Source organism: Novosphingobium sp. BL-S-19 (genome assembly GCF_055521675.1).
In genome coordinates this window covers 1,698,665-1,721,230 of the sequence record NZ_CM145497.1, presented here as the reverse complement: position 1 = coordinate 1,721,230, position 22,566 = coordinate 1,698,665, and the positions used below count along the sequence as shown (strand labels likewise).

General features: G+C 63.2%; 14 protein-coding genes. 9 read left to right on the top strand and 5 right to left on the bottom strand.

Translation table 11 applies throughout. The annotated features are described in order from the left end of the window. Positions 1–69: 69 nt before the first annotated feature. From ACZ1JV_RS07220 to ACZ1JV_RS07200, 5 genes are all read left to right on the top strand, one after another. Entirely contained in the window at positions 70–1,368 is a 1,299-nt protein-coding gene (locus tag ACZ1JV_RS07220; protein WP_465148993.1) for an MFS transporter, read from the top strand. Beyond that, positions 1,365–2,543 carry a glycoside hydrolase family 88/105 protein gene (locus ACZ1JV_RS07215; RefSeq protein WP_465148992.1) on the top strand — a complete coding sequence of 393 codons (1,179 nt, stop codon included), beginning with the start codon at positions 1,365–1,367 and terminating at the stop codon, positions 2,541–2,543. Before ACZ1JV_RS07220 ends, ACZ1JV_RS07215 begins: the two co-directional genes overlap by 4 nt. A 12-nt stretch (positions 2,544–2,555) precedes the next feature. Next, positions 2,556–3,392: a 5-dehydro-4-deoxy-D-glucuronate isomerase gene (gene kduI / locus ACZ1JV_RS07210; protein ID WP_465148991.1), complete on the top strand. Its 837-nt coding sequence runs from the start codon at positions 2,556–2,558 to the stop codon at positions 3,390–3,392. A 23-nt stretch (positions 3,393–3,415) separates the two neighbouring features. Next, complete coding sequence (locus ACZ1JV_RS07205) at positions 3,416–6,652, top strand: glycoside hydrolase family 2 TIM barrel-domain containing protein (RefSeq protein ID WP_465148990.1); 3,237 nt, start codon at positions 3,416–3,418, stop codon at positions 6,650–6,652. A 237-nt stretch (positions 6,653–6,889) separates the two neighbouring features. Beyond that, on the top strand, positions 6,890–7,420 hold the full coding sequence (locus tag ACZ1JV_RS07200; protein WP_465148989.1) for a hypothetical protein: 531 nt from the start codon (positions 6,890–6,892) through the stop codon (positions 7,418–7,420). Between the two features lie 132 nt (positions 7,421–7,552). Here ACZ1JV_RS07200 and ACZ1JV_RS07195 read toward each other — a convergent pair whose 3' ends face one another. Then, positions 7,553–8,353, bottom strand: coding sequence for a helix-turn-helix transcriptional regulator (locus ACZ1JV_RS07195; protein ID WP_465148988.1), 801 nt, complete (start codon positions 8,351–8,353; stop codon positions 7,553–7,555). A 161-nt stretch (positions 8,354–8,514) separates the two neighbouring features. On the opposite strand from ACZ1JV_RS07195, the gene ACZ1JV_RS07190 reads away from it, so the two are divergent. Then, entirely contained in the window at positions 8,515–9,411 is an 897-nt protein-coding gene (locus tag ACZ1JV_RS07190; RefSeq protein ID WP_465148987.1) for an SDR family oxidoreductase, read from the top strand. 36 nt (positions 9,412–9,447) lie between these two features. Here the strand turns inward: ACZ1JV_RS07190 and ACZ1JV_RS07185 are convergent, their stop codons facing one another. Next, entirely contained in the window at positions 9,448–11,838 is a 2,391-nt protein-coding gene (locus ACZ1JV_RS07185; RefSeq protein ID WP_465148986.1) for a DUF3772 domain-containing protein, read from the bottom strand. A 306-nt stretch (positions 11,839–12,144) separates the two neighbouring features. Beyond that, positions 12,145–14,001, bottom strand: a complete 1,857-nt coding sequence (locus ACZ1JV_RS07180) for a hypothetical protein (protein ID WP_465148985.1) — start codon at positions 13,999–14,001, stop codon at positions 12,145–12,147. Between the two features lie 286 nt (positions 14,002–14,287). On the opposite strand from ACZ1JV_RS07180, the gene ACZ1JV_RS07175 reads away from it, so the two are divergent. From ACZ1JV_RS07175 to ACZ1JV_RS07165, 3 genes are all read left to right on the top strand, one after another. Beyond that, entirely contained in the window at positions 14,288–15,349 is a 1,062-nt protein-coding gene (locus ACZ1JV_RS07175; protein ID WP_465148984.1) for an NAD-dependent epimerase/dehydratase family protein, read from the top strand. A gap of 253 nt (positions 15,350–15,602) precedes the next feature. Beyond that, positions 15,603–17,621 (top strand): carbon starvation CstA family protein, encoded by a 2,019-nt coding sequence (locus ACZ1JV_RS07170; protein ID WP_465149790.1) that lies wholly within the window; start codon positions 15,603–15,605, stop codon positions 17,619–17,621. After that, positions 17,618–17,803: a YbdD/YjiX family protein gene (locus tag ACZ1JV_RS07165; protein ID WP_465148983.1), complete on the top strand. Its 186-nt coding sequence runs from the start codon at positions 17,618–17,620 to the stop codon at positions 17,801–17,803. The genes ACZ1JV_RS07170 and ACZ1JV_RS07165 overlap by 4 nt, the downstream gene beginning before the upstream one ends. 24 nt (positions 17,804–17,827) lie before the next feature. Here the strand turns inward: ACZ1JV_RS07165 and ACZ1JV_RS07160 are convergent, their stop codons facing one another. Continuing rightward, a complete protein-coding gene (locus ACZ1JV_RS07160; protein WP_465148982.1) occupies positions 17,828–19,480 on the bottom strand; it encodes a DUF6065 family protein in 1,653 nt (550 codons plus the stop codon). 97 nt (positions 19,481–19,577) lie between these two features. Then, complete coding sequence (locus ACZ1JV_RS07155) at positions 19,578–22,559, bottom strand: autotransporter family protein (protein WP_465148981.1); 2,982 nt, start codon at positions 22,557–22,559, stop codon at positions 19,578–19,580. Positions 22,560–22,566 lie beyond the last annotated feature (7 nt).

The window sequence follows — 22,566 nt, the reverse complement described above, 5'->3', positions numbered from 1 at the left end:
CTCCCAACTGGGCGCCCGGGTCCATGGTTCGGGCGTCCTCTCTTTCGCGAGGGGATGATAATGCAGCAAATGCCGCGGGAAATCTTGGAACAGCCTGTCGTCGAACGGGCCGCGGGCAGGGCCGGGCGCTATCGCTGGGCGATCTGCGGCCTGCTGTTCGCGGCGACTGCGATCAACTATGTCGACCGCCAGATGATCGGCGTGCTGAAGCCGGTGCTGCAAGCCGATCTGGGCTGGAGCGAACGCGAATATGCAGACATCGTGTTCTGGTTCCAGTGCGCCTATGCGCTGGGCTTTCTGGCGATGGGGCGCTTCATCGATGCTGTGGGCGCGCGGCTGGGCTATGCGGTGGCCTTCACGTTCTGGACGCTGGCGCATGCGGCGCATGGCCTGGTCGGCAGCGTCATCCAGTTCATCGTGGTTCGCTTCGCATTGGGCGTGGGTGAAGCGGGGAACTTCCCGGCCGGCCTGAAGGTCGTGGCAGACTGGTTCCCGCAGCGCGAGCGGGCCTTTGCGATCGGCCTGTTCAACGCCGGTGCCAATGTGGGCGCGATCGCCACGCCGCTGATCGTGCCGGCCATCGCGATCGCGTACGGCTGGCGGGCGGCGTTCATCGCCACGGGGCTGGCCAGTCTGGTATGGGTGGCGGCATGGCTGGCGATCTATCGCCGGCCGGAGGAGCATCCACGGGTCTCGCCGGAAGAACTGGCCTATATCCGCAGCGATCCCGTCCAACCGGCAGAGCGGCTGCCCTGGGGGCGGCTGTTCGCGGTGCGCCAGACCTGGGCCTATGCTATCCCGAAGTTCTGCATCGATCCCATCTGGTGGATGTTCCTGTTCTGGCTGCCGGACTTCCTGGGCAAACGCTATGGGCTGGATCTCAAGAGCTTCGGCCCGCCGCTGGTCGTCATTTACCTGATGTCGGACCTTGGCAGCGTGGCGGGCGGCTGGATATCCTCGCGCCTGATCGCGCGGGGCTGGAGCGTCAATGCCGCCCGCAAGCTGACCCTGCTGGGTTGCGCGCTGGTGGTGATGCCGGTGATGACCGTCCAGTCGGTGAACAATCTGTGGCTGGCCGTGCTGCTGATCGGCTTGGCGACTGCCGGGCATCAGGCCTTCTCCGCGAATATCCTGACGCTGCCGTCAGACCTGTTCCCGCGCGCGGCCGTGGGCTCGGTCGTCGGCATCGGCGGTACGGCCGGTGCGATAGGCGGTATGCTGATCGCCAAGTTCGTCGGCACCGTTCTGCAGTTGACCGGCAGCTATGCACCGATCTTCATGGTTGCCGGATGCGCCTACCTCGTCGCCCTAGTGGCGCTTCACCTCATCAGCCCCCGCCTGACCCCGACAGGAGAGCTTGCCTCGTGACTATCCGAAACCTGATCCCCGCCGCGATCGTCTGTGCGGCCATGGCGACACCTGCTTTTGCCGCGCAAGCGCCCCAATCTGCTGCTAAGCCTGTTGCGGCCCAGCCTGCAAAGTCGCCGCTGGCCGCAGCGGTGAAGCTCGCCGATTGGCAGCTCGCCCATCTCGACGATCTCTCGCACATCCCCCGCGCCACGGACGAGACGCGCAAGACCCGCGGGTGGGAGCAGGCGGTATTCTGGGTCGGCATGACTGCGCTCGCCGATGCCGGCGCGCCGCCCCGGATTACCGAAGCGGTGCTGGCGATGGGCCGCCGCAACGCATGGCGTCCGGGCGACAACCTCTACTTCGCCGACGATCAGGCCATCGCGCAGGCCTATGTCTGGGCTGCCGGGCACGGCGGCGGAGAGGCGGCGCTGGCACCGACCAGAGCCGCCTTCGACACCGTGGTAGACAAGCCCGCGATCACCACTCTGGCCTTCGCCATCCCGCCCGAAGGCTATGGGGCGACCGAGTGCCTCAAGCGCTGGTGCTGGTGCGATGCATTGTTCATGGCTCCGCCCGCTTTCGTGGAATTGTCCCGCCGGACCGGCGACAACCGTTACCTGACTTTCGCGATGAAGGAGTTCTGGGCGACCACGGACTTCCTCTATGACCCGGTCGAACATCTCTACTACCGCGACAGCCGCTTCTTCGAACGGCGCGACAAGGGCCGAAAGGTGTTCTGGAGCCGTGGCAACGGCTGGGTGTTCGGCGGCATGGCGCGGGTGATCCCGCAACTCGATACCGGCAGCGCCGACCGCACGCGGATGGAGGCGCTGTTCAAGGACATGGCGGCCAAGGTGAAAAGCTTGCAGAAGCCGGACGGCTACTGGGCACCCTCGCTCCTTGCCCCGGAAAACTCTCCGCCCGAAACCAGCGGCACGGCGTTCTACACGTATGGCATCGCCTGGGGCATCAATCAGGGACTGCTGCCGAGGGATGAGTACGAACCGGTGGTGCGCAAGGGCTGGGCGGCGCTGGAACGCGCGATCCAGCCGGACGGCCGCCTTGGCTGGGTGCAGCAAGTGGGCGATCGCCCCGATCAGGTTCTGCCCAGCGACACCCAGTACTTCGGCGTTGGCGCCTTCCTGCTTGCCGCGACGGCGGTGGCGGAACTCGACCGCAAGCCGCGCTGACGGAGACGATCCTTGTTCGAAAAGACCTACTACGGGATCCATCCCGGCATGATGCAGGGCGCTAGCAACGAGGACTTGCGGGAACGGCATCTCGTTTCGGGCCTGTTCCGCGCGGGTGAGATCGTGCTGACCTATTCGCACGGCGAACGCTTCATCATCGGCGGCGCCGTGCCGGGGGGCGAGCCGCTGGTGCTGCCGCGCCAGACCGAACCGGAAAGCGCCGCCGGGCACTCACTGCTGGAACGACGCGAGCTGACGGTGATCAACATTGGCGTGGGCGAGGGGACGGTCAACGCCGATGGACAGGCGTTTTCGCTGGCCAAGTACGAGGCACTCTACGTGCCGATGGGCACCGAAACGCTTAGCTTCGCAGGCGAGGGTGCACGCTTCTATCTGCTGAGCGTGCCTGCGCACGCGGCATTTCCCTTGCGCAAGGTGGGCACGGCGGAGGCCAATGTCATGCAGCGCGGCAGTCTGGAGAATTCCAATGCGCGCACGATCTATCAGTTGATCCTGCCGCATACGTGCCAGAGCGCCTCCATCTGCCTGGGACTGACCCGGCTGGAACCGGGAAGCGTATGGAACACGATGCCCCCGCACGTTCATGAGCGGCGCTCGGAAATCTACCTCTACTTCGATCTGGAGCAGGACGACCGGGTCTTTCACTACATGGGCCGGCCGGACGACTTGCGCCACATCGTCATGGGAAACGAGGATGTGGTGATCTCTCCCCCATGGTCGGTGCACATGGGCGCGGGCACGCGCAACTACAGCTTCATCTGGGCCATGGCGGGCGAGAACCTGGATTACGAGGACATGGACGTCCTCGACATCTGCCAGCTGCGATAACGGGAGGGAATTAGGTGTCTCGCATGGGGAATTGGCGCGCGGCGGCAGCCGGTATCGCATTGACGGCTGCAACCACGGCGCAGGCCCAGCCGCCGCAAGTGCAGCCGGTGCAGGTCGATCCGTCCCGTCCGGATTGGGAAAATCCTGCCGTCAACGCGATCGGCAAGCTGCCGCCCCGCGCGACCGGGTTCCCGTTCGAAAGCCGCGAACGTGCCATTGCCGGCCATCGTACGCACTCGTCCCGGTTCCTGCTGTTGAACGGCGAGTGGAAGTTCGCTCTCTCGCCCAACGCCGATGCGCTGCCGGCCGGATTCGAAAAGCCCGAATACGACGTGTCGGGCTGGAAATCGATCAAGGTTCCCGCCGACTGGCAGGCGGAAGGGTTCGACCAGCCGCGCTACAACAACATCACGTATCCCTTTCCGGCCAATCGCCCGCTGATCCCCCACGCAACCAATCCGGTCGGCTCATACCGCCGCGACGTCGACGTTCCGGCGGGATGGAGCGGAGAAGACGTGATCCTGCACATCGGCGCGGCGGGATCGGCTTACTATGTCTGGGTGAACGGTCAGAAGGTCGGCTACTCCGAAGACAGCAAGCTGCCGTCCGAATTCGACGTGACGCGCTTCGTCCACGCGGGCCGCAATACGGTGGCCATCCAGGTGTTCCGCTGGTCCGATGGGTCCTACCTCGAAGATCAGGATTTCTGGCGCGTTTCGGGCATCGAGCGTGAGGTGTTCCTGATGGCGGCGCCGAAAACGCGTATCCGAGACTTCTTCGTCCATGCCGGGCTGGACGACGGCTTTACCACCGGCACGCTGGCTATCGACGTCGCGGTCACGCCCGGCGCGGCGACGAGCGCGCGCTATGTTCTGATGGACGGAGACCGCACGGTTCTGGAAGGGAGGCAGCAGGTCTCTGCCGGACAGGCCGAACGTGCGGTCACGCTCACCGGCCGCCTGCCGGGCGTGAAGCCGTGGACCGCGGAAACCCCCAACCTCTATTTCCTGCTGGTCGAACTCTACGACGCCAAGGGGCGCATCATCCAATCGACTTACGCACGCATCGGCTTTCGCAATGTCGCGATCCGGAACGGCCTTGTCACTGTGAACGGCAAGCCGATCACCATTCGCGGCGTCAATCGGCACGAGCACGATCCGGAAACCTTCCATGTGATCTCGCTGGAGTCGATGGAGCGCGACATCCGGTTGATGAAGCAAAACAATATCAACGCGATCCGCACATCGCATTATCCGAACGATCCACGCCTCTATGAGCTTGCCGATCGCTATGGCCTCTATGTCATGGATGAGGCGAACCTGGAGAGCCATGCCTACATGGACTATGCCAACAAGCATCCGGAACATCGGGCGGAATTCCAGCTGGGCTTCGATCCTGCGTGGAAGGACGCGCATGTCAGCCGTGCGGTGAACACGGTGGAGCGGGACAAGAACCACCCCTCGGTCATCTTCTGGTCGCTGGGGAACGAGGCGGGCATCGGTCCGAACTTCGCCGCTGCCGCCGCAGCGGTGAAGGCGCGCGATCCGGACCGTCTGGTAAGCTATCTGGGGTGGGGCACATGGGACGGGATCAGCGACCATCGCCCCAACTGGTACGCGGACATCTATGCGCCGATGTACGATCCGGTGGAAAAGATGGTCGACTATGCCACGAACTGGAACTTCAAGCAGCCGATGATCCAGTGCGAATATGCCCACATGATGGGCAATTCGGGCGGAAATCTGAAGGAATACTGGGACACGATCTACGCTTATCCTAACAAGCTGCAGGGCGGCTTCGTCTGGGATTGGGTGGACCAGTCGATGTACCGATATACCAAGGACGGGCGCCGATATTGGGGCGATGGCGGCGAATATGGCCCCAATCCGGGCGGGGATATCGAATTCGGCGACGGGCTGTTGCAATCGGATCGTACCCCGAACCCGGCGCTGTTCGAAGTGCGCAAGGTCTATGCGCCGATCCAGTTCGACGGATTCGATCCGGCGACAGGCCGTGTCACCGTGCGCAACAGGCACGATTTCATCGACCTTTCGGGCTTTACGTTCGATTGGGAACTGCTGGAGAACGGCATTGCCGTGGCGCAAGGCGTGCTGCCAGCTCCAGGCGTGACCGCTCATCAGGCGGGCACGCTGACGCTACCGATCGGGACGTTCCCCCTCCGCGCCGGGGCGGAGTATTTCGTGACCATCCGGGCTCACGCCAAGGCACTAGCCGTGCCGGCGGTGGAGGATGGGCGGGTGATCGGCTGGGAGCAGTTCGCGCTTAATCCGGGGGCACGTGTCCTTGCGCCGGCGGTCGCAGGGCCGGTATCGACTTCGGAAAAGGGCGGAGTAATCGAACTCTCGGCAGGCGGTGTCAGCTTGACGGTGGACCGCAAGACGGGGTTGCTCAAGTCTTACGCCCGCAATGGCCAGCTGTTGGCATCTGGAGGCACGCCCAACTTCTGGCGTGCGGTGACGGACAACGACATTGGCATCGGAACAGAGCGCCAACTGGCGGTGTGGAAGACCTTGAGCCACGAACGCAAGGTCACGGCCGTCACGGCGCGCGCGGTCGATGGCGGCGCGCGGGAGATCGCGGTCACCTACGATCTGGGCAAGGGCGACGCGCGTTTTGCGCTCAGCTACCGCATGGAGGGTGACGGTTCCGTTACGGTTTCGGGCGAACTCACACCGCTCAATCCCCAATTACCGCCGCCGTTCCGGGTGGGGCTGGAATTCAACCTGCCAACCGATCTGGATACGGTCGAATGGTACGGACGCGGGCCGCACGAAAGCTATGTCGACCGCAAGACATCGGCGCCCATCGGCCTCTGGCGGGGGCCTTTGGCGGGGCAGAACCATGACTACATCCGGCCGCAGGAGACTGGTAACAAAGTGGACGTGCGCTGGATCGAGGTATCGGGCACGGGCACGGGCACGGGCACGGGCCTGCGTGTCGAAGGGAGCGGCCCTTTGATGGCGAATGCGCTGGCCTTCCCTTATGAGGATCTTGACCGGCACGCGCCCGGCACGTGGAAGTCCACCGACATCAGGCCGCATGACCACGGCACTTTGCTGATCGACGGTGCCCAGTGGGGCGTAGGCGGCGATACGCAATGGAGCGAATTCGGCAAGCCCATGCCCCAATACCGCACCCGCCTCGAACCCACCCGCTTTGCATTCCGGATTAGCGCTTTCGACGGCACGGGGACCTCTCCGGACAAGGCGAAGCCAGCAAGCGAAACGGAAAGCGAATGATGCGATCGGGAGAAGAAATGCAGGCTTTGCTTGTCGAGGCGAGATCCCGCGCCGCGTCTGCCGAATGAATGGCCGGTTCCCGCCAAGGCGTCCGCTTCAAGGCAAGAGAGGAGGCTGATAGCCTTCGGCATTCACACCGTCTTGGCCTGAGGAGCGCTCAGTCAATCTCAGACCGCTTTCGGTCTCTCCAAAGGCGCCTATTCGCTTTAGCGGGAGCATGGAAAAGCGGAGACGACTATGAGCACCTGTTCACCGGAGCGCCGGGATCGCGATATTCCCCGCACTGACGAGGACGCTCTCCATAAGGACGTTCATCTCGGACTGCAGATCTGCCGGGCCAACAGTCTGTCGCTCACGCGGCTTCAGCTTGCTCTGAGAAAGGGCGACAGGCGCGGCGTGCTGGAAGCGATCGACCGGCTGCATGACCTGGATGCCCAGATCGGCCGTCTTCTCCAGCGACTGCCCACATCGGCCAACGATGATCTGGAAGCCCAAGCGATCTGCAAATACATCGACGAGCAAAGGATGGCGGTCGCGTTTGAAAGGCTTGCACTTGTAAGTCAGGTAAGCGGTCCGGATATGCTATCTCCCACCGATGACTGGAGCGCCCCAAATCGGGCGAGAATATCTGGCAGGGGTTCCTCCGACCAGGTGGGCTCACCGATCACGATGCACCGACAGTTCTTTCCAATAATGCTGGGCCTCGTTCTGGCGCTTGTGGCGCTTGCGGCTTTGGTTGCCGTGATCTTGTTTGCTTCAGGGGCTTAGGGCACAGCCCCAAAGTGGGTTGTTAACGCCGCACCCGTGAACGACGACGGCTGCTATCCGGAAACCGAGATGAGGTGGTCAACGACCGCTCTGTCGGCGGTTGTTGCCGAGCTGGACATGGACCGGCGGGTTTCAAACAGAAAGTGTTGGTCCAGCTTCCGCAGTTTCCTGAATCAATCTCTTCAGTCGGCCGGCAGTTTCCGCCGTTGCCGGATTGTAGACCATCATGGTGAGATCGGGGCGTCCCTCCACCGCGAAAGTCGAGAATTCCAGCTCAATTGGGCCGATCATATGATGGGAAAGACGCTTGACGCCGTCGCCGTGCCCCACGACTTCATTGTCCCGCCACAGCGCCGCAAATTCGGGGCTCTGACGGGAAAGTTCCTCCACCAGTTGCATTATCTCCGAGCCTGCGCCGGCGCGCGCGGCATCGGCCCGAAACGCGCCGACGACGTATCGGGCCACCGTTCGCCAGTCTTCCTGGGCGGCCTGAATGCGTTCGTTCGAGAACATCAGCCGCAGGATATTGCGTTCTTCGCGGGGGAGCGTGGAATAGTCGGTCAGCACGGCGGCCGCCGCCACGTTCCAGGCCAGTACGTCCCAGGTCGCGGTGCGGATGATGGCCGGGCTAATCGGAAAGGCGTCCAGCACGCGTTGCAGGCGCGGAGTAATCCCTTCCGACTGGCGGTAACGGGCTTCGGGTGGATGACCGAAAGCCAGGATGAAAAGGTGCTCACGCTCCGGCTCGGTCAGCATCATGCCGGCGGCAAGCCGGTCAAGCACGTCTGCGGAAGGCGCGCCGCCGCGGCCCTGTTCAAGCCAGGTGTACCAGGTGGCGCTGATGTTGGAGCGCTGCGCGACTTCCTCGCGCCGTAAGCCCGGCGTGCGCCGACGTTCGGCAGGAAAGCCGAAAGTTGCCGGGTCGAGGCGCATCCGGCGATCGCGCAGAAAAGTCCCAAGAGCGTTGTCTTCAGCGGTGGCGGACTTTTGCGGCACGGGCGATCCTGTTGACGGCTATACCATGATAACGTCACTACTTTAACAGGAAGATGCGAAAGCCGAAAGAGCGACTCCCCCAATCGGAGTTTCCATTCATGCGCGTATTCCTGACAGGTGCCACCGGCTTCATCGGCTCTCGCATCGTGCCCGAACTGCTGGCCGCCGGCCGCCAGGTTGTCGGCCTCACGCGGTCCGACGCGGGCGCTGCTTCCCTAAAGGCTACGGGTGCCGAAGTGCATCTCGGATCGCTGGAGGATCCGGAGCAACTTGCCGCCGGTGCGGCCGATGCCGACGCCGTGATCCACACCGCTTTCGATCACGACTTTTCCAACTTCGTGGCCAATTGCGAAAAAGACGGCCGGGTAATCGCCGCGCTCGGCACCGTGCTGAAAGGCACGGACCGTCCGCTGATCATCACCTCCGGCACCGGCATGGGTACGCCCGCAGATGGCGGGCTGGCGCGGGAGGATGTGTTCAATCTGGACCATCCCAATCCCCGCACGATATCGGAACGCACCGCGCAGGGCCTGCTCGACGCCGGTGTGAACGTATCGGCCATGCGGCTGCCGCAGGTCCATGACACGGTGCGGCAGGGGTTGATCTCCCCCTATATCGACATCGCCCGCCAAAAGGGCGTCGTCGCTTATGTCGGGGAGGGGGCGAACCGCTGGCCGGCGGCACATGTGCTGGACGTGGCGAAGCTCTATGTATCGGCTGTGGAGCGCGGAGAGGCCGGCGCCCGCTACCACGCGGTGGCAGAGGAAGGCATCTCCGCACGGTCGATTGCCGAAGTGGTCGCGACGGGGTTGGGCCTGCCGCTCGTTGCGCTGAAGCCGGAGGATGCGGCTGCGCACTTCGGCTGGTTCGCGATGTTCGCCAGCCTCGACATGCCGGCATCCAGTGCGTGGACGCGCCAAGTGCTTCGCTGGCAGCCGACCGGGCCAGATATCCTCAGTGACTTGCGAGCCATGGATTATGCCCCGGTGACATAAAAGTGAGGAGACGCAAGCGGCGGGACAGCGGCGAATTCAGACGGATTGCTCATTTGCCAACGCGCCCACAAGCTCCAGCCGCTGCGGAACTGTGCCGATCTGGATTCCTTCCTGGCGGAATCGGCGAAGGAGAGTCGCAAAGGAGTTGCTCCGGGCACTGTAGGCGGCGCGCGGTGTGGCCACATGGGCGAAGCTGTTGAAGAATATACGCCCATCGGCGATGGAATCGATGAAGACCGAAGGGGCGGGTTCACTGAGCACGCTCTCTTCGCCCGCATAGGTTTCGAGCACGATCTTGCGAATTTCGTCGGCATCGACGTCGATGGGCACTGAAAACTGGATTTGCAGGCGGCCCAGTGGACTGGCGAGCGTTTTGTTGAGGACTGTCTTCGTGATGAGTTCCGAATTCGGAACGATCAGGGTGGAGTGATCGCCCAGTTCGATCTCGGTCGATCGGACGCTGATACGTTTTACGTCGCCTTCGTCCGTACCTACGCGGACGAGATCTCCGATCTTGATGGGCCGTTCGGCGAGGAGAATGAGGCCGGATACGAAATTCTGGGTGATCGCCTGAAGACCGAAGCCGATGCCGACGGAGAGTGCCGACAGGAGAATGGCTATGCGTTCAATGCCGATCCCGAGCGACGCCAATCCCCAGATCACGGCCAGCGCGACGCCGACGTAGCGCGCGACGAGACTGACCGAATTGCGCCCGCTGCCGTCCAGGTCGGTGGCAGGCAAGTAGCGATGATCGAGCCAGCGCATGAAGGCTTTGACCAGGGTAAGGCCCATGAAGAGGACCAGTCCCCCTCGTACCAGCGCACCGGGTGATACGCTGACGCCGCCGACCTCGAACCCTTGTGCCAGGAGACCAAGGCGGCCGAACAGGCTGTCCACGTTTCCTGCGCCGAACGGGGAGAGCAGCATGCCGAGTGCCAGTATCGCAACCGTAACGCGCAGGACGCCCGAGAGCAGGACGCCAAATTGGTCGATCGCGCTCCCGCGCAACCCCAGGCTGCGGACCAGGGCGTTTCCGAAAGGGCTGGAACGGTCAAAAACCGTAGACGCGACATCGTCGATCGCTGTCATCAACAGGTAGACGCCGGCGGCGAGGACGACAGCCCAGGCGATCATCTGAAGCACGAAAAGGCTGAGACTGAAGTATCCGGCAAGCAGTGCCAGAAAAGCGCCGCTCACGGCCAGCCAGGCCAGCAGGTTGACCAGCCCGAGCCCGGCATTGACTTGCTCGCTGGCCCCGCCGGACTTCGCGGAGCGTAGACGGCCGAGGGTGATCAGTGTCGCGCCGATCAGGAGAATATGGCCGAGGGCGAGAATGGCCTGAGTGCAGGCCGTGGACGTCGCACTGGTCCCCATTGCCTGATTCAACGCGCCCAGCATGATCGCGCAAAACGCGAGGCATCCCAGAACGATCGTATAGGGCCGCAGACGGGAGGCGGCCTCATCGCTGAGCCGCGCAATTCGCCACGAGGGCTGGCTGCGCATCAGCAGCGCCCCCAAGACCGACATGGTGAAGCCGGAGAATGCAGAAGCGGCAACGAACGTGCCCGCCAGCGTATCCCAGCCCTCGGGTACCATCGAGGCCCACCGCAGACCCTGAATGAGCGACAGAGCGGCGAGGAGCGGCGTAAGCGTGCCGACCAGAACCCGCCACAAGGCATTGGCCGACCGGCGGACGGAGCGCGCGGGAAACCCTTCGGTCAACATCTTTCGCCCGGCGCGCCGCACTATCGCGCGAAGCGGAACCAGAATGACAAAACCGACTGCAAGACCTAGCAAAGCAAGCCAGGGCATGCCCTTCTCGAAACTGTACGCCAGTTGCGCTTGGCCCTGATGGACGAACAGGGCCACTCGCCTGCTGTCTCTGGGCCAGGCATGGGCAAGGGCGTTCCAGAAACCCGGCGCAAGCGGGGAGGGGGAGCGTGCGGAAAGCTTCTCACCCAGTTGCTGCGCCTGGCTCTCCGAAATCTCGTCGGCCAACTGCTGGGCCTCAACGGCCAGCAAGTTACCGCGCTTGATCGCGGAATCGATGGCGGAGCGCTGTTTTGCAAGGCTTGCCCGCTGGCGCTGAATGTCAGGCGCTTCCCCGCTGCTCGACTGGGGACCGAGGCCCTCCAGCTTCGCGTCGAGCAGCGTGAGCTGTTCCTGCAGCTTGGCACTGGTGTCGGCTGCCGAAGATTTGGCGGCCAGAACCTTGGCCAAAGCCAGCTTCCGGTCGCTGTCGCTCATCCGCGCGTCCATCGATTGATCGACCGACCGGATATCGGTTTCTGCCTTCGCAAGGTTCGAGGATAGGGATGTCAGCGGAGACGATTGCGCGAACGTCGCGCTCGGCACGCAAACCGCCATCAGCATCAAGGCCATGAACTTCAGCGCCAGCCTTTTAGCGAGCATTCGGGCGATCTCCATTTCTTGCAGACCCGGCGGGACGTGTGCCGGCGATGCGAGCGCCTTTTAGGGACCGGTCGATCTGATACAATCGCAGAGCGGGGAAAAGAGCGGGATGATCGGCAGGCAGACGTTGCATTCGCGCTTCATCGCGCGCGTCTAGACCTTCACCGTGTATGACGGGTTGGAATGAACGAGGGACGCGGGCAGTGGCCGAACTCCGTTCGGTTACGCACCGTTCTGAGCATTTCGGTCGGCGCGAGGGGCGATGCGACGGGATTGATAAACAGGCGTTTTTCCTTCGCCCTATCGCGCCTTTGTCTGGTTTTAATTGGCCGGAGGAGAGGCGACCGGTTGAGCGGGCGATCCTGCTGCGTTGCGAATGATCGCCATTAGAGCGAAGCTCGCTAATGCAAGGAGGCTGAGGACCAGCGCAGCGAGACTGACGTACGCCGCCACATACTGGCGCACCGGCCAGGCGTGCTCGAACGGGCGATAGCTTCGGAATGCCTCTGCCTGTTTGCGCTGATTGGATGTGAATTCGTCGCCGGGGCGGCAGCTGTTTTCTGTTGGATAGGTGTAGCAGGCGGGGTTCTTGAGATTGAGCCATTGACCGTGCGTTTCAAGCACAGGACCGGTCGTGAGCTGCGCCCTTCGGAACACCTCCATGCGATACCCGAACATCGGCTCATAGCAGGGGAAGCTACTCGTCCCGTCGACCATGGCGGCATTTCTGCCAGCGTCATTGGAACGGATCTGTCCACCGATCATCCATGGGTCCGCGATCCGTTCGATCTGTGGCACCGCGGCCCCGGCCGCGACGCGAGAATAGGCGGCCAGTAGCGGCGCGGGATCATAGCCCTGGGTCTCGTAGTAAGTCATATCGGTGGCGGCGGCTTGTGCGATCGTCAAGGCGATGGCGGCGGTGACCCACCAGGCGCGCCGGTCCGGATCGGCGATGAGGTAGTCCATCAACAATGCCGTCAGAACGCACAGAAAAGGGATGTAGACGAACCAGAAGCGCAGCAGAACCGACATCATCTTAACAACTGGAAGATGCAGAACCAGCCAGCGCAAACCCAAGGCATCCCAGTTCAGCAAGATCGGTATGGTCAACACCAACGCCAGCGCGACGATCAGCGGCCAGGACCTGAACACCCTGCGCGCTGTCAGATCTCCGCGACGGACTGCAGCCCAGATGGCGGCGCCCAGAACCAGCAGCGGGACGATGCCGACCCCATATTCAAACTCCACGCGATCAAGCACAAGCTTGTCGGCGGGGAGAAAGGCCAATGCCTGGGGCGCGAACAGCGACATGACGGCCCCGCCTGCCAAGGCAACGAGATTTCCAGTCATGCGCAGGCTTACTGGCCGCGTGACGTGGCCGGCAAAGGCGAGGGCAGGCAGCAGCTTGTAAGCGCACAAGGCAAGGCAAAGCAGCGCGGCGATCACAGCCACCGGAGCAATACCGCGATGCCAGCCTCCACGGTAAACAAGCAGCAACGCCAATGTGACCATGGCAAGCATCATCGGAAGGATGGTGTTGGTCCCTCCGCTGTAGAACAGGTAGGCCAATAGTAACCCGGCCAGAATACAGCGCGCGGCAGGGCCGATCATTCGCTCGGCATTGGTCCGGAATCCGTCGCTGGGAGAACTGCTACTTATGGCACCGACAGGCCGGGCAAAGACCAGCAGGGCGATTAGCGGTAGAAGCATGACGCCATGGAAGGTCACGTGGCCGATGATCATGCGCGTGGTATAAAAACCATTCAGCAGAAAGAGCGCGGAACCCAAAAGCGCAGAGGTCGTCGAGACGGCATAGACACGCCGCAGCAGCGCATACATGCCGCCGGCTCCGGCAAGGCCGAAGAATACCCAGGAAATGACAAAGCTGGTAAGGGGCGTGAATATCGCCATCAGCGCTTGCGGCAGTGACCAGAATACCGATTGCGGGTTGAAAAGGAACGGTACACCGCCGCAGAATGACGGAATGTACTCAGCCGGTGTCAGCGGGCCATTCACTGTCTGCCAGAAATATCCAGCGGTGAACCACGGCATGAACAGGCCGTAGTCGTACCCTAATCGACCTGCTCCATTCGGGAAGAAGCGTGCGATGTTCCAGATGAAGAATGCCAGCGCGCCTATCGCAGCAACGCACGGCCCCAGGTTGAAAGTGCGCCGCATCACTTTTCAGGTCCGGGTTGGGCGATGCTGGTTTGCCGCGGGCTCAGTAGGTAATTGATAACGCCCCGCTTCCTGATCTTCACGTCCCCACTCCCGTCGCTGTCCCGATCCGGTTAGAGCATGGAATGAGTCATGCAATCCATCAATATCCGTAACGGCGATGCGCCGCCCGGGAGGGTGGGGAATTTGCGGCTAAGTTTTTGGTTTGTCGTATTTTCCGAGTCATCAGGTGATTCCACCTGATTAGAAAATACTCTAAACCGCATCGTCGCACCGATGGTTCGCCATGCTCCATTGCATCGGCCGCCAAGGTGAAGAGGAGTTCCGCGAAACGATCGGGGATGCGACGATGGGCGAAGTGGACGAAAGGCCGGTACTGGTGGCGGGGGCCAGCGGCTTTGTGGGCAGCCATATCGTGCGCCTGCTGACGCAGCGCGGTCGCAAGGTGCGGGTGCTGCTGCGCAAGACCAGCCGGACTGATGCACTGGAAGGCTTGCCGGTGGAGATCGTCCACGGCGATGTGCTCGATCCCGCATCCCTGCGCGCTGCGATGACGGGATGCGCCACGGTGTTCTACAGCGTGGTGGACCCGCGCTTCTGGTTGACCGACCAGACGCCGATCTACCGCAACAATGTGGAGGGGCTGGTGAACGGCATGGATGCCGCGCTGGCCTGCGGGGTGGAGCGCTTCATCTTCACCAGCACGATGGGTACGCTGGGGCTCAATCCCGATGGCCCGGTAACGGAAGACATCCCCTTCAACTGGCGAGACCGGGCGCCGCCTTACATCCGTGCCCGTCTGGAGGCGGAAGAGCGTTTCCTGGCCTATTGCCGCGAAAAGGGGCTGCCCGGCGTGGCCTTGTGTGTCGCCAATACTTACGGGCCGCAGGACTATCAGCCGACGCCGCACAACGGTGCGCTGTGGCAGGTGGCATCAGGCAAGCACAAGCTTGTCGTCAGTTGCAGCCAGCCGACGGTCGATATCCGCGACGTTGCCGAAGCCGCGCTGCTGGCGGAAACCCGGGGCCGGGTGGGGGAGCGGTACATCATCGCCAACGAATATGTCCACGCGCGCGAGTTCTATGGCCTGGCCGTGGCCCAGCGCGGGCTGCCGATGCCGCGCATCCTCCCCTATCGCGCGGCCTATGCCATTGCGTGGATCGGAGAGACCCTGATGAAGCTGACGCGCCGCAAGGACTATGTGATCAGCACCGATGCCGTCTATCTTTCCGACGCGTTCCGGGAACTCAGCCACGAGAAAGCGCAGAGGGAACTCGGCTGGAAGCCGCGACCCCTGTCCGAAACGGTGCGCGACGCGGTGGCGTGGTTTTCCGCCGCCACAGTTTGAAACGGGGAGAGTCCCGCCGCCTTCCGGGCGCCGATGGCCGGACTAAATTCTGGTGACCCGGTTCGAGGTGAAGAAGATGAACTGGTGACCCGAGCGGGGCCTTTCGATTCCGTTCCTGGAAAAGCGCACGGACGGATGAACTGACCATTCCGCGTCACAAGCACTTGCAGGCGCGGTGCATTCCTGCGCAAACCCGAGGTTCAAGAGGCAAGGGAAGAGGTAACGCGCCGTGCACAGGATCGGCTGGATAGTCATGGCCCTGGTGGCCACGGTTTCGCTGGCAGTCGTCGGCCTGTCGCGCGGGGAGCCGATCAATGCCTTGTGGATCCTGATCGCGGCGGTCTGCTCCTTCCTTGTCGCCTACCGCTTCTATGCGCGTTTCATCGCCAGCAAGGTCATGCGGATAGATCCCGCGCGGCCTACCCCGGCGATATACCGCGCGGACGGGCTGGACTATGTGGCGACGGACCGGCGCGTGCTGTTCGGGCACCACTTTGCCGCGATTGCCGGTGCCGGCCCGCTGGTGGGGCCGGTGTTGGCCGCACAGATGGGCTATCTGCCGGGAACGCTCTGGATCATCGTCGGCGTCGTGCTTGCAGGCGCGGTGCAGGACTTCATGGTGCTGTTCGTCTCCATGCGGCGCGACGGGCGTTCGCTGGGCGAACTCGTGCGCATGGAGATGGGGCAGGCGGCCGGGGTGATCGCGCTGTTCGGTGCGTTCCTGATCATGATCATCATTCTTGCGGTGCTGGCGCTGATCGTCGTCAAGGCGCTGGCGGCCAGCCCGTGGGGCCTGTTCACGGTCGCCGCGACAGTGCCGCTGGCGCTGCTGATGGGCGGCTATACCCGCTGGATCCGGCCCGGGCGGATCGGCGAAGTCTCCGTACTGGGGCTGATCGGCCTGATCTTCGCGCTGATCTGCGGGCAGTGGGTCGCACAGTCGCCGTTCTGGGGGCCGCTGTTCACGCTGACACCGATACAGCTTTGCTGGATCCTCATCGGCTACGGCGCGATTGCCTCCGTGTTGCCGGTCTGGCTGCTGCTGGCCCCGCGCGACTATCTTTCGACGTTTCTGAAGATCGGCGCGATCTGTGCGCTGGCGGTGGGCATCGTCATCATGGCGCCGCCGCTGCGCATGCCCGCACTGACCGCTTTTGCCGCCAATGGCGGGCCGGTATGGTCCGGCGCGCTGTTTCCGTTCTTGTTCATCACCATCGCCTGCGGCGCGGTTTCCGGATTTCACGCGCTGATCGCCAGTGGCACCACGCCGAAGCTGATCGCCACCGAGGCGGACGCGCCGATGATCGGCTATGGCGCGATGCTGATGGAGGCCTTCGTGGCGATCATGGCGCTGATCGGTGCCTCCATCCTCGATCCCGGCATCTACTTCGCAATGAACAGCCCGGCCGCGGTGATCGGCACGGACCCGCATCAGGTGGCGCAGGCCGTCACCGCCATGGGCTATCCGCTGTCCGCCGATACGCTGGTGCAGACCGCGCGCGATCTGGGCGAGCACACGATCATCTCCCGCGCGGGCGGAGCGCCGACTTTGGCCGTCGCCATGGCCGAAATCTTCTCCCACGTGGTCGGCGGGCCGGCGATGAAGGCGTTCTGGTATCACTTCGCCATCCTGTTCGAAGCGCTGTTCATCCTAACCGCCGTCGATGCCGGTACGCGTGCCGGGCGGTTCATGCTGCAGGACCTGATCGCCATCGCCGTTCCGCGCTTCGGCAAGAATGAGGGCATGGTCCCAGGCCTTGTCGCAACGGGCCTGTGCGTCGCGGCCTGGGGCTTCTTCCTGCATCAGGGCGTGTCCGATCCACTGGGCGGGGTGAACACGCTATGGCCGGTGTTCGGCATCGCCAACCAGATGCTGGCGGCGATTGCGCTGATGCTGGGAACCGTGGTGCTGTTCCGCATGAAGCAGGACCGCTACGTCTGGGTGACGGCACTGCCGGCGGCATGGTTGCTGCTCTGCACCGGCACGGCCGGATGGCTGAAGCTGTTTGCTACCGACCCGAAAGTCGGCTTCCTAGCCCACGCTGCCAAGTTCGAAGCGGCGGCCGATGCCGGGCAGGTGCTGGCGCCGGCCAAGTCGCTTGCCGAAATGCGGCAGGTGATCTTCAACGACCGCATCGACGCCGCACTCGTTGGGGTGTTCCTGGCGGTGGTGCTGGCGTTGCTGATATTCAGCCTGCGCACCTGCATCGCCTCCCGCCGCAGCGCGGTGCCGACCACAAGCGAAGTCGTGGGAACGGTGGTGACGGCATGAGCGGCCCGTTCACCACCCTGCGCCGGTCGCTCCACCTGATGGTCGGCCTGCCCGATTACGAGGACTACCTCGCCCACATGCGCGCGCACCATCCTGAGCGCCCGGTGATGGACCGCGTGGCATTCTTCCGCGATCGGCAGGAGGCGCGGTATGGCGGCAAGAATGGTGGGCGCTGCTGCTAAGCTGGGGTAGAGCGTCTACCTGATCTAGCCCTGCGGGTAATTGCGATAGAAATCGTTCGGCCAGTGAAAATTGGTGTGGGTGATGGTCACGCTGAAATCGGTGGAGGTGACCTGGTGCCACCAGCCCAACGGGATGAACAGCGCTTCCCCCGCCATCAGATCGACCTGATGGACGCGCATGCCTTTTAGGGAGGGGAAGCGGTCGATCACGTCCGGCTCCATCAGGTCCTTGATCTCGCTGTAGACATGATAGTCGTTGTGGATGCGCGGCCCTTCCAGCGGGCTGGCGAGCAGGATCCGCTTGCTGCCGGCCAATTGCAGCAGCAGGTTGTTGGTCAGATCGTGGTGGAGCGGGGTGAAGGTTCCCAGCGGCCCGATCCAGGTCATGCCGTGCGGCCGTTCGACCTCCCGCGTCAGGAACTTGTCCAGAAAGCCCAGATCGGCGGTTAGCGGTGCCAGCGCCGCCGCGTTCGCCCCGGCATTGTAGGCGGTGAGATAGAGATCGTTGCCCGCGCCCGGCGCACTGATGCGATCTATGAACATGTCGAACGGCATGGTGGTCTTGTGCGCATCCATGCTGCGTTCGAAGTCGGCGTTGCCGCTGCGACCGGCCTGCACTTCGACCGGGGCGGCGCCGATCTTCGCTTTCAGGTACTCCGGCGTCCAGCGCTGCAGGGCCGGCCAATCGGCAAGCTCTCCGGTCAGCAGGGCCGGCCAGTTGGCGGCATAGTGGCGATCGAGGAAGGCCTGCCTGTCGATCGCGTCGTAGCGCGGGATCTGGCGGTTATCGGAAAGGGCGCCCAGTCGCTGGATCGATTCCATGATCCATTCCAGCTTGCCGGCCGGCTGTCGCGACACTTGCTGCGTACCATTGCCGGCGGCGTGCGGGCATTTCGAATGCAGCGGCGTATCGGCATGAGCCGGCCCGGCATGAAACGCCTCCGCCCCCTTGAATTCGGCAAGCCGCAGCTTGGTCTTGTGATCGGCAGGGCCGGGCGCGCCGGAGGCGTAAGTGCCGCGAAAATAATATTTCTGCCACTTGTCCGTCGGCGCAGAGGGAGGATCGGCCGCCATTCGGGCGTGAAAGGCATCGCGGCCGGCGCTCCAGGATTCGAATTGCGCTTTGAGTTCGGGCGCTTCCTCGATCGGGCGGATTTCCGGCTCTACCTGTTCGATCGCGGCACGGCCGATCGGGAAGATGAAGCAGAACGGTTCGTTTTCCTCGAAGCGGATCACGTGATTGGGCCGTGTGAAGCGCCAGTTCATCGTGAAACTGTAGGGCGACCAATCCGTCTCGATCAGGCCGGAAAGCGGCGCGATGCCGTCCTTGGCGGCGTTGGGCGGGCCGCCGGCCCAGAGATTGATGCCCGGTTCGGTGCGGAACAGTCCCTCGACATGGAAGGTAAGCACGCCTGTACCGAATAGCGCGACCGGCAATGCGTCCCGCGTGTATCCAGGATCGCGGCGGATAATCACGTCTTCAGGGTCGCTGCCGCCGTTCCACTCGGCTTCGAAGCCGACCGGGCTCAAGATCTCCCAGCCATGGGAATTGGCGATGTCCAGCGGCAGGCAGCGATAGGCGAAGCGCTCGGGCGTGGCATCCATCCAGCCACGCGTCTGGGACGCGGCGCGAATACGCGGCTTCCACCCCGAATAGACGTAACACGTAAGCTTCATTGCAGGCGACGATCCCCAAATCGGTACGGCGGCGAGTTCAGCCAGCGCCATGGTAATCGGGTGAGCAGTAAACGAAAGGGCCGTGCCCTCTCACTCCCTACCAGACGATACGTAAGCCGATATTGCCGCCGATGGCATCGTATTTCCCCTGTGCCAGCCCCTTGGCCCAATCAACACCGGCGTGCAGCTCGATGCCGGGCCGGAGCATGGTGGTGAAGCCCGTTCCCAGTTTCAGCGTCGTGCTCTCGCTCTGTAGCTCCAGGACATTGGTGTTGAACAGAATGTCGTTCTTTCCCGCGAAGTTGTGCCAGAGATCGACGTGGAGGAACGGCTGGAAAAATGCCGTTTCGGTGGTCGCCACATGCTCGATCCGCGCGGTGAGGCGGCCGGTATAGGTGGTAACATCGTCGAAATTGATGGCCGCAAAGAGGTCCGCCGTCGGGTCGATCGAGACATTCTGGACGATGAACTGGCCCTGCGCCTCCAGCGTCCAGTCATCCGCCAGCTTGAACGGATAGCCCGCCTCTGCGGAGAACAGATAGGAGTGGCCCTTGAACCGGGCATTCACATCGCGATACGATCCGCCGTGGCCGGACAGCCAGGAATACATCCCGACGAGGTCCACATACCACTGGTTGCTGCCGATGTAGGTGGCATAGCCGCCCGCATTCTCCGATTTCAGGTTCATGCTGCCGGCCAGCGCGTCCTGCACGCCCAGCACGTTGCCGCGCGTGGTTCCGGATGCCTCGCTGTGGGCATAGAACGCGCCGAAGCGCACCTGTTGGCCATCGGCGTAGTTGCGCGAATAGACATCGAAACCGGCCTGGATGCCCCAGACGTGACCATCGAACGTCGGCGCAAGCTGGTAATCGGCGCGCACGACGGTCTGGTCGGCGGTTTGCTTGCGACTGTCTCCATAGAGGCGGCCCCAGACTGACGGAGCAATTCCGTCGCCCGACTTGATCAACTGATCGCCCTGCCGCTCATGGAAAGTTCCCAGCACGCCGAGGCCCAATTCCTGCGCAATCGCCGGGACGAGCGAAATGGACGGGATCTCCGGTCGGATTGTCGGAATCGGCGTTGGCACCGGCGTTGGCGGCGGCGTTGGAGTAGGGGTTGGGACCGGCACGGGCGTCGGCGTTGGAACCGGCACGGGCGTTGGGGTAGGTGGCGGAGTGGGTGTCGGCGTAGGCGTCGGTATTGGGACCGGAGTCGGAGTCGGAGTTGGAGTTGGAGTTGGAGTTGGAGTTGGAGTTGGAGTTGGCGTTGGAACCGGCACGGGCGTCGGGGTCGGCACCGGCACGGGCGTCGGGGTCGGCACCGGCACGGGCGTCGGGGTCGGCACCGGCACGGGCGTCGGAGTTGGCACCGGCACGGGCGTCGGAGTTGGCACCGGCACGGGCGTCGGAGTTGGCACCGGCACGGGCGTCGGGGTTGGAACCGGCACAGGCGTGGGAGTTGGTACCGGCACAGGCGTTGGCGTCGGCGTGATGATCTCGGAGCGCAGGAACCAGCTGTTTTCGGTGCCGGCCGTCACACCGCCGCGATAGAGTTGGTATTCGTAGAGGCCGGCGGCAACCGGAGCGGCCAGCGAGAAGGCGCCATTCGTGGTCTGCGCGCCATTAGCCGCGTCCACGACGCGGATACCGTCGGCCGTCGTCAGATCGCCGGGGCCGTTGACATTGGTGACGCTGATCGCGGTCGACCCATATCCTTGCGCACCTTGGCCGCTGATCACCAGCCGGTCGGACGGAGAATTGTCGTCCCCCAATTGCGTCTGGATCGCCAGCCGGCCGCTGCCGCCATAGTAATTGCCATAGACCGCGAAGCGGTCCGTCACGCTGTCGCCGGCGTTGGTCAGGTCGATCAGCCCGTAATTGGCCACCGTCACCAAACTCTGTGACTGGTAGGGCATCACATTGTGCGTGCCTCCGCCCGCATAGACGGTGCTGGTCGCATCGATATAGAGCTGCCCCGTGCCGGTGCCGGAATCGCCCAGCCGCAACGTCGCATAGTTGGAAAAGGTCAGCGACGATCCGCTGATCAGGTCGATCTCTTCCCAATTGTAGAAGCGCGAGACGCTGTCCCCGGCGGTCTGGTCGAAAATCAGCCGGTCGTCGCCAAGGCCGCCATCGATCGGCATGTTGTTGGCCATGTTGGTGGGCGTAAGCTGGAAGAACAGAGCCGTATCGTTGTCATTGCCCATGTCGACGGCATTCATCGTGCCGCCCGACCAATAGAGGAGATCGTCCCCGTCCTGCGTCTGAAGCGGATTGGTCAGCGTGCCGCCGGTCATGAAGGCAAAGTCCTTGCCCTCGCCCAGCATGACGGCGCCGTTTATCTCACCGCCCAGCATCATGAACACGTCATCGCCGGCGCCGGTATTGACGCCGGTGCTGATTCCGCGCTGCGGGCCGAGGGTGGTATTGACCGTCCCGACGCGGTTGATCACCACGTCGTTGCCATCCCCGGTTTCGACCGCTCCGCTGATATTGCCGGCATTGTCGATGAAATCCGCCGAAGAGCCGGTGCTGAGGACGCTGTTGGAGATCAGCCCGGTATTCTGGACGAACACGCTGCCGTTGCTGTTGAAGTTCACCGTGCCGTTGATCGTGGCGATATTGAACAGCGTGTTCTGCCCGTCACCATCGATTTCGACCGCGTTGAGGACGGACCGATTGACCACGAGGTTCGCGCTGGTTCCGTCCAGCAACAACTGGCCGTTGATGACGCCGGAATTGTCCAGCGAATTGTCGCTGCCGACGATGTCCACCGATTGGATGCTGTGGCCGGTTCCGATCGTAATATCGTTGATGCCGGTGCCGTCGATCTGGACGGTTCCGTTCATGTCCCCGTTCTGGTTGAAAACGATGCGTCCGGCCCCGGTGCCGACCAGATTGCCGTTGATGACGCCGTTGTTGTTCAGCGTCTTGGTAAACCCACCTGCGCCGTCCAGAGTGACGGCGGCAGGGAAATTCAGGATCGATCCGGCGTTGTTGATCTGTACATCGCCAGTTCCCTGCGCGATCAGTGGGCCGTTCAGCGTGGCGCCGGGAAGGATCTCCTCGATAAGATCCATGTTGCTT